Source organism: Nodularia chucula CCY0103, from assembly GCF_963923915.1.
GTDB classification, from domain to species: Bacteria; Cyanobacteriota; Cyanobacteriia; order Cyanobacteriales; family Nostocaceae; genus Nodularia; species Nodularia chucula.
This window is the reverse complement of sequence record NZ_CAWUOL010000167.1, coordinates 1-3813: the sequence shown is the minus strand read 5'-3', so window position 1 is coordinate 3813 and position 3813 is coordinate 1. Positions and strand designations below refer to the sequence as shown.

Annotated in this window: 2 protein-coding genes; one reads left to right on the top strand and one right to left on the bottom strand. The window is 38.0% G+C overall.

Translation table 11 applies throughout. The features are described 5' to 3' along the window. Positions 1–40: 40 nt before the first annotated feature. Positions 41–2239 (bottom strand): PAS domain S-box protein, encoded by a 2199-nt coding sequence (locus ACM0OP_RS23820; RefSeq protein ID WP_414530885.1) that lies wholly within the window; start codon positions 2237–2239, stop codon positions 41–43. 453 nt (positions 2240–2692) lie between these two features. Here ACM0OP_RS23820 and ACM0OP_RS23815 point away from each other — a divergent pair, with 453 nt between their 5' ends. Further along, positions 2693–3214, top strand: coding sequence for a sporulation/spore germination protein (locus tag ACM0OP_RS23815; RefSeq protein WP_414530884.1), 522 nt, complete (start codon positions 2693–2695; stop codon positions 3212–3214). The last annotated feature ends 599 nt before the right edge of the window (positions 3215–3813 follow it).

The following is a 3813-nucleotide window of genomic DNA, read 5'->3' as shown; positions in this document are numbered from 1 at the left end:
AAACTACTATACCTGAATATGTAAAGTTTTGTAACGAGATTCAACATTTCTGGGTGTTTTGCAGTTGGTATAGAGTATTTTCTAAATTTTCTGTTTGTTGCTGTAATTTGATTTCAGCTTGTTTCCGTTCTCTAATATCACGTGTTACCGATGCCAAACACCAAGCCTCACCAGTATCAGAATTTTTCACTAAAAATATGTTAAAATCCGCCGGGATAGCTTCTCCAGTCTGAAAATTTCTCAAGCGATATTCACCTTGCCATAAACCATGCTCCATGACAATGGGTAAAATTCGCTGCTGCATATCTTCTCTATCTTCAGGAACAAGATAATCAATAATTTGGAATTGTTGAACATCTTCTGGATTTTCAATACCCACCAGCTTCAGTCCGGCTTCATTCACAAATAAAGATTGTCCTTCCAGAGAAGCACAACCAATTAAATCACTACAATTTTCAACTAACGCAACAAACATTTGTCGATCTCTTTCAGCTTGCTTGCGTTCTGTAATATCTGTCACCGTCACTACAAGCTGATGCACTTGGGAAGCACTATTCAATAGAGGTGTAACATTCAACAACCACCAAGTTTCTTGACCATTAACAGAAAAAGACTCTTCAAAAAATATGCTTTTGCGAGACTGAACACATTCCCTATAATAATGACGATAAACATCCGCCATTTCAGCAGGTAGTGCCTCTGCCATGATTTTTCCTGGAAATAAATCTAAAGGCATAGGACTGATTCTCAACATAGTGGGATTAATCTTGATGTAACGAAATTCTTCCCCTTGATTGAGAACTTCTAAAACAAAAATTCCGTAATCTACACCTTCCCAAATACTTTGTAAAAACTGTGCTTGTTCCTCAAGTTTTTGTTCTGCTTGTTTACGCGCATGAATATCGACAAAACAGCCATACCAAATAGTTTCACCCCCTGATTGCCGTTCTGGGCGAGAAATGGCCTTAATCCATTTGTAATCCCCGGAACCAGTGAGAGTCCGCCACTCATATTCAAAGTTTTGTAGAGTTTGAGCAGAGTCAAGCACTGCTGACTGAAACCCTGGAAAATCTTCAGAGTGAATATTCTGAAAACCTAATGCTGCATCTTTTTTAATATCTTCTGGTTGTAGTCCCAAAATTTTTTGACATCCCGAAGAAACAAAAGGAAAGGACATGATGCCATCCACTTGTAGTCCCAAAATTTTTTGACATCCCGAAGAAACAAAAGGAAAGGACATGATGCCATCCACATCACGACGAAATTCATACAGCATTCCTGGTACATTATCAGCTAGTCTTTGCCACCTAGCTTCAGCTTGCAGTAAAGCGGCAGTTCGCTCCTCAACTCTGGCTTCTAGCTCCTCATTCAGTTGTTGGAGTTCTGCTTCTTTTTGCTTAATCTCAGTAATATTTAACAATACTCCGCAGAAAATTATCTCTCCTTGTTCATTACGAATAGGAGTTGAATCTCCTTTCCACCAAATAATTTCGCCGTTAGGCTTGACTAATCGCCCCTCATAATGCCAGGGATGAGGATTTTCTACTACATCTACTACTGAAGCAATACAGGTTTTAAAATCTTCTGGATGTATCCGCTCAAGAAATTTATTCACATCCTTAGTTATTTCCTCTGCGGTTATACCTGCAAGTTCCCAAATAAAATCGCTCATGTAGTCTACTACCCACACATGATTACGCATTGTGAACTGGAAAATTGCCCCAGGCACATTAGCCGCAATGTCTTGGAAACGTCGTTCATAATTTGCCAGAGCAAGTTCTGTTTGTTTACGAGTAGTAATTACTTCTGTAAACATGATGATACCACTGACTTCCTCAGAGTCTTTGTACCAAGGATGTATTTCCCATTTCAGCCACTCATTCTTGCCATCAATACGTAAAAAAGTATCTTCATCACATTTTTCAACTGCTCCCAGCAAACAGCGTTGATGAATTTCCCGCCAATTCTGGGGAAGATTTGGGAAAACTTCATAATGAGAACGCCCAATAATATTTTCATCCCCTAAACCGTAATCTTCCCGCCAACGCCGACTTACTAGCAAGTATCGCATTTGACAATCAAATATAGCGATCGCGGCTGGTGTATACTCTATAAATAAGCTTATTTGTTCTTGGCTATGTTTCAGGTTATTACGGATTTCTCGCTGACGCAGTTCTATTAGCTCTTGTTGAAGCGAGTTATAAGCATTTTTATCAATAGTAATCAGATCACCAGTCATAGTTTTGTTGATTTACCCCTAAATCAATAAAGTGAATCTCATTAATTCATATTGCCCAACTTTGAGTTGAAAACTACAAATCTACAATTAACTTCAAAATTATCCGCAGTAAGTAACTATTTTTCCCTAGAGGATGAATATTTTTAACTTTTATAAATCAAGTAAACAAGAAGATAAACCCCGAAAAATGCTTCTACATCTCATGAGTAAGTTGGCGTAAATAATTAGAGGTTTGTAGTCAGAACTTTAGCCTTGAATTTGGGGGTGTAGACTTTACTAAGAGCTAAATGACAAGAAATTTACATACTTAGGTTGATTCTCGCCATGTTTTTACTTTCTATAATAAGAAACTGTAAAGAAGTGCAGCAATAATTTTTAGAGTTTTGGTAAAATTATACGGAATTGATCCTAGTACCACTGAAGTTAATAGTCAATCACACCGTTTATATCAACATGATTAATAAAAATTACATATTATCATTTATCATACTAGCGATCGCCCTTAGTAGCTGTAGTTCTAATGTTAATTCTGGTTCCGGCAATATTGACAGTGAAACAGCACAGCCTAGTGGCACTTTAACCACCCCTCCCACAACACTTGCTCCCACCAAGGAAACTCCCACCGTCCCAACTGCCAATGTTACCTTATATACTAGTGATTCTCAATGCCAAACATTGATTCCGCAACCAGTTTCATTACCAGCCACAGAAACCATAACAGCTGCGATCGGTAAAATTATAGAACAACAAGATACCTCTGACTTTGACTTGTCTGGTTATCGTATCCAAATTGAAAATGGTATCGCTACAGTTGATTTGCGGCGCTCTCCTGAATCTCAGCGACAGTTTGTTTCTCTTTCTAGTTGCGAACAGTTTGCCTTATTTGGTAGTCTCCGTAAGACTTTAATTAGTAACACAGAATGGGAGATTAAAGACGTTCGTTTCACGGAGCAAGGGCAGGAAATAATTATTTGAAATACATTAGGACTTACGCACTGTACAAATTCATCATATTGTGTATCAACCAAAATACGTCGTTTCAGGCTGTGATCAATCATCCTTTGATAAATAGCGTACGCATAGCCCACCGCAGGTATCGCCCAAAAAGTACCGAAAATCAAGGTTTAATGCCTGAAATGCATACACCACATTTGGTTTTTCCTGTCTATCCGTAAGTCCCATACATAATGAAGCTAAAAATCTGATTCTCATCAAGACTTTGTGTCATCTGGCTACAGTCATTCCCGCACAAAATGCTGTAAACGCTTATTTTATAAAGCTTTCATGAATTTATAGTCCTATTTCCCGACAACTCTAATATGCACCTTAATATGCACCTTCACAAATAAATAATCGGTATAACCTTAATCGGCCGTCCTCATTAATTTTTGCAAGTTACACAATCAAGGGAATACTTTTATCAAGCCATGAGAGAGAATATAGGCTATCGATATTCCAGATCAAAGAATAGCTTACAACGTAATCAGAATCAGGCATTGATGGAGTTTAGTCACTCCGCAAAAAAACTTTGGATAACCCCTTGACGAAACCAGAGAGAATAGATATATTAGATA